This is a genomic window from Gilliamella sp. Imp1-1 (assembly GCF_001690415.1).
Lineage (GTDB): Bacteria > Pseudomonadota > Gammaproteobacteria > Enterobacterales > Orbaceae > Gilliamella > Gilliamella bombi.
This window is the reverse complement of record NZ_LZHK01000041.1, coordinates 1-4,277: the sequence shown is the minus strand read 5'-3', so window position 1 is coordinate 4,277 and position 4,277 is coordinate 1. Positions and strand designations below refer to the sequence as shown.

The window sequence follows — 4,277 nt, the reverse complement described above, 5'->3', positions numbered from 1 at the left end:
GGTGATTGTTTCGGTATTGAATGCTATCACAGACCGGCATTTAAGCTGGGGCTTTCCTAAATGCTTTAATCGTATCAAAAAGCTCGGCTATAAATGGAATCATAAACGGGTGTATCGGGTGTATTGCCAATTAAAGCTTAATCTCAGGATAAAGCGTAAACAGCGCATTCCTCCACGAAGCCCAGAAAGGCTATTAGCACCCAATAAACAAGATTAATGTTGGTCAATGGATTTTATGAGTGACAGTAGTCGTAATCAACGTCGCTTTAGAACATTCAATGTCATCGATGACTTTAATCGTGAGGCGTTAGGGATTGATATTGCAGTAAGCTTACCAGCAGGAAGGATTACCCGTTACTTAGATAAACTGGCTGAATATCATGGGTATCCATTAAAAATACGGGTCGATAATGGGCCAGAATTTACAGGAAAAACCTTTATAAACTGGGCTAAATCACATGATATAACCTTGATTATATCCAGCCTAGTAGCCCTTATCAAAATGGCTATATTGAACGATTTAATCGTACCTATCGTACTGAAGTACTCGATTTATATCTTTTTAACAACTTAGCACAAGCAAGGAGAATAACCGAAGAATGGTTAACGATTTATAATACCGAAAGACCACATGAGGCATTAAATAACATGACACCGATTGAGTATAAAACACTAAAACAAGCAGCATGATTTTCTACGTGAGTTGTGTACTAAGTTTGGGGTATTTACAGCTTCTCTACGAGCCTTATTCTCCTTTTTGTGTGCTATTGGCTCTTTGTCATATTCGGTTATAAATACATCTGCATATAACGCAGATACCCTTTTCCTAACTCGCTGCGGTAGCTTAGATAGCATTTCAGCGATCCACTTTTCATCATCCTTGCAATAAGTTTCGGGTAAGCAATAATTAATATTTGTTTCATTATTCATTGCTTATTTTTATCTCCGTAATATAACCATTCAACAGAACAATGCAGAGCTTTAGCTATTTCTACAATGTTTCTTGGTTTTTTTATATTTCCTGATTCCAAATCACTAATTGACTGTTGTTTCATACCAGCTAAATTAGCTAAAAAAATATTGACTTAGATTTAGTTCAATTCTCTTTTGTTTAATTCGTTTTCCAATACTCATACATAATCCTGCTTATTTAACAGTTGTTACTGTATTAAATAACAGTTTATACTATTTGTCAATTGCAGATTTATCTGTATTATTTTTTTCATAACAATGAGGACTTTTAAAAATGAATAATCTTGGTCAACGAATTAAAGCCAGACGAGAAGAATTGAGCTTAACGCAGGAACAAGTAGCCTCGCAAGTTGGGATAAAACAGCAATCTTACCAAGCAATTGAAAGCGGAGAAGTGAAAAAACCTCGCTATTTATATGAAATATCTGTTGCTCTGAAATGCGATATGGCATGGCTATTAAGCGGAAAAGAGAAAGAAGTGAAAAATGTAGAACCTATAACGCTAAAGGCTCGCCAAGTACCTTTAATTAGTTATGTACAAGCAGGTGTATGGACTGAATCATGCGAATTAAGAGATTCAACAGGATTTGAATATATTATGACTTCATTGGAGTTATCAGATCAATCATTTGCATTACGAATAAAAGGCGACTCAATGGAGCCAGAATTTAAAGAAGGTGATGTTGTTATCATAGATCCAGCTGTTAAACCAATTCCTGGTGAATTTGTCGTTGCAATGAATGGCGAATCAGAAGCAACTTTCAAGAAATATAGAGAGCTAGGACATGATGAACATGAAAGAATGCAATTTGAGCTAATTCCGTTAAATCCTGATTACACAACAATGAGTACATTAACTCAGCAAATAAGAATTATCGGGACAATGGTTGAGCATAGAATATTTAGAAGAAAAAGATGAAATTTTAATAAAACACCTGAATATTACTAACTAGACTAAATAGGTAACAAATAGCACTTTTAGGTATTTATAAATTACATGCTTACGGCTAAACTGTATATACATACAGTTATTTTAAAGAGGTTTTTATGCCTAGCAAGTTACTTAGAATATTATTGACTGCAAGCTCTATTGCCCCAGTGTGCTTCACTGTAGCATTTATCGGTTTTATTAACCATAATAATACATTACTATGGTTATCTCTATTAATTGGTTTAATATTATGTTTTTTATGTATTTTTGTTGTTTTTGTATATCAAAGATGTGGGGAGACACTTACAAAAAATATTAGTTCATTGACTCCAGCTAATAAAGAAATAACAAATTATTTTTTAGCATACATATTTCCATTATTAGGTTCTGAATCTATTTTTTCTAATACATATATGACTATATTTTTTTATGGCTGCTTATCATTTTATACATTTTTTTCAGAATCATATAATTTTAATCCTCTATTATCTCTATTTGGTTATCGATTTTATGAAGCGCAAGATGATACGGGAATCGGATTTGTTTTATTATCTAAACAAACTATAACATCAATTAACGGTACAGAATTTAAAGTAAGAAAATTAACTGACTATATTTATATTTACTATAATTGAAGGAAACAAGTATGAATTTATTTGCATTGATGAAATCGAATGTTGGAATTCCTATTTTAAGAATAAGTACTGATGCTAAATCACAAAAAGCATTAAAAGTTATATTTAATGATCAAAAGGCTTTATTTGATACCCATTACGATAATGAAATTGAATTTTGCGCTGGATATACGCCAAAATATTCAGAAATATTTGTTATAAATGATTTCGATAATGGCATAGAAGACATGCATGCAGCAATAAAAACTCCAACAAGTATAGATTCTTGGAATCCTAAAAAAGTACCTATTGAAAATATAAAATGTTTATTTACAGGAAACGCTAGAGATAGAACCATATTACTACAAACATTTGATAAAAAACAGGTTTTAGATATTACCAAATCATTTATTTTTAGTAATGACGTTTTCAAAATGTCTACAACAGTGGGATTTAATATAACAGATAAATTGACTGCAATAATTGAAGATAAAAAATTAAAGTTTAAATCGTTACAAAATACCAGAAAAATATTTAATATGGATAAATATTTTAGAGAGGCGACTGATAATGAATTAAAATCATTTGTCGAACATTGTAAATTTAAGGTATCAGAAGAATTTGATATTATAAAAATAGCTGATACTGAAATTAGAACTAAAGTTACCCTTTTAAATAAATTAGATTCTTTATCTGAAGATATTAACAAAATTAAACAAGCAGCAGAAAATGTTAATTTTAAGCTTAAAACTGAAGTCACTTCAGGAGGAGAAGAAAAAATATTAATTCCCATAGTAAAAAAAGAATTAAAAGCTTTATTAAGCTTTTTGAATGAAGATATATTTATATCAGATATCACAAAAACCACTTATAAGTCCAATTCTAAACGTAAGTTTACTACCTAAAAGTTTTAGTATTTTATTGGTGGCTGGCGATGCTGTTTTGTTCCAGCAACAAAACATGCCAGAACAAAAGGTATTGATGTTATCTTAAACCCTTTATGGCAAAGGGTTCCACCATCACTATCTGAGCATATAGGTGGAGGAGCAATCATATAATCTGATAAGCTCTGGAATGGCAACACATTTTCAAACAAAAAAATTAAGGGGTAAGTGTTTTTTTAATTCAACGGGAGGCAAGTAGCCTAACGAAGAATGTAATCGTTTATGATTATACCAATAGGCATAAAGTTGTAATAGTCTTTACTTAATCTGACGTTTGAGTTATTTTATAACACAAAAAGGAGAGTCAGAAATGAATCAAACTGCCAAAATTATTAAACCTAAATTAGGACTTTTAGAATTAGCTAAACAACTCGGTAACGTTCAACAAGCTTGCAAAGTCATGGGATACAGTCGAGATAGCTATTATCGCTTTAAAAAACTGTATGAGCAAGGTGGTGAGCTTGCGCTTCAAGAAATCAGTCGTAAAAAGCCTATCGAAAAAAATCGGGTAGAGCCACATATAGAGCAAGCCGTTGTCAATATGGCTTATGAATATCCAACTTATGGGCAACATCGAGTTGCCAATCAACTCCGCCAAGAAGGCATCATGGTGTCAGGGAGTGGTGTACGCTCTATTTGGCTACGTCATGATTTAGAAAGTTTTAAAAAACGCTTAATAGCCCTAGAAACCAAAGTGGCACAAGAAGGATGTGTGCTCACGGAAAATCAATTACAGGCCCTTGAAAAAGCCAAAGCATCAAAAGAAGCGCATGGTGAAATTGAGACACATCATCCGGGTTATTTATGTGCACAAGA

8 protein-coding genes and 1 pseudogene are annotated in these 4,277 nt (G+C 32.3%); 7 read left to right on the top strand and 2 right to left on the bottom strand.

Annotation, left to right across the window (positions count from 1 at the left end; translation table 11 throughout):
* The 3 genes from A9G38_RS11950 to A9G38_RS12760 form a co-directional block, all read left to right on the top strand.
* On the top strand, positions 1–217 hold a 217-nt coding region (locus tag A9G38_RS11950), incomplete at its 5' end, for an IS3 family transposase (RefSeq protein WP_162162675.1).
* Positions 218–226: 9 nt separating this feature from the next.
* Positions 227–574, top strand: a complete 348-nt coding sequence (locus A9G38_RS11635; RefSeq protein WP_080702396.1) for a DDE-type integrase/transposase/recombinase — start codon at positions 227–229, stop codon at positions 572–574.
* Positions 478–690 (top strand): integrase core domain-containing protein, encoded by a 213-nt coding sequence (locus tag A9G38_RS12760; RefSeq protein ID WP_141671664.1) that lies wholly within the window; start codon positions 478–480, stop codon positions 688–690. Before A9G38_RS11635 ends, A9G38_RS12760 begins: the two co-directional genes overlap by 97 nt.
* Positions 691–926: 236 nt before the next feature.
* Here the strand turns inward: A9G38_RS12760 and A9G38_RS12400 are convergent, their stop codons facing one another.
* Positions 927–1,055, bottom strand: a complete 129-nt coding sequence (locus A9G38_RS12400) for a helix-turn-helix domain-containing protein (RefSeq protein WP_202961594.1) — start codon at positions 1,053–1,055, stop codon at positions 927–929.
* 191 nt (positions 1,056–1,246) lie between these two features.
* On the opposite strand from A9G38_RS12400, the gene A9G38_RS03860 reads away from it, so the two are divergent.
* From A9G38_RS03860 to A9G38_RS03850, 3 genes are all read left to right on the top strand, one after another.
* Positions 1,247–1,891 (top strand): LexA family protein, encoded by a 645-nt coding sequence (locus tag A9G38_RS03860; RefSeq protein WP_034915602.1) that lies wholly within the window; start codon positions 1,247–1,249, stop codon positions 1,889–1,891.
* 128 nt (positions 1,892–2,019) lie between these two features.
* Positions 2,020–2,538, top strand: coding sequence for a hypothetical protein (locus A9G38_RS03855; RefSeq protein ID WP_034915606.1), 519 nt, complete (start codon positions 2,020–2,022; stop codon positions 2,536–2,538).
* A gap of 11 nt (positions 2,539–2,549) precedes the next feature.
* Entirely contained in the window at positions 2,550–3,422 is an 873-nt protein-coding gene (locus A9G38_RS03850; protein WP_034915610.1) for a hypothetical protein, read from the top strand.
* A 183-nt stretch (positions 3,423–3,605) separates the two neighbouring features.
* Here A9G38_RS03850 and A9G38_RS12755 read toward each other — a convergent pair.
* Positions 3,606–3,695: pseudogene (locus tag A9G38_RS12755) on the bottom strand (hypothetical protein); the annotation flags it as partial.
* A gap of 76 nt (positions 3,696–3,771) precedes the next feature.
* Between A9G38_RS12755 and A9G38_RS03845 the strand changes: the two are divergent.
* On the top strand, positions 3,772–4,277 hold a 506-nt coding region (locus tag A9G38_RS03845; protein WP_141671724.1), incomplete at its 3' end, for a helix-turn-helix domain-containing protein.

Excerpts from the sequence above, each read along its gene's own strand:
- A9G38_RS11635 (WP_080702396.1), top strand. The coding sequence starts at position 227 with ATGGATTTTATGAGTGACAGTAGTCGTAATCAACGTCGCTTTAGAACA.
- A9G38_RS12400 (WP_202961594.1), bottom strand. The coding sequence starts at position 1,055 with ATGAAACAACAGTCAATTAGTGATTTGGAATCAGGAAATATAAAAAAA.
- A9G38_RS03860 (WP_034915602.1), top strand. The coding sequence starts at position 1,247 with ATGAATAATCTTGGTCAACGAATTAAAGCCAGACGAGAAGAATTGAGC.
- A9G38_RS03855 (WP_034915606.1), top strand. The coding sequence starts at position 2,020 with ATGCCTAGCAAGTTACTTAGAATATTATTGACTGCAAGCTCTATTGCC.
- A9G38_RS03850 (WP_034915610.1), top strand. The coding sequence starts at position 2,550 with ATGAATTTATTTGCATTGATGAAATCGAATGTTGGAATTCCTATTTTA.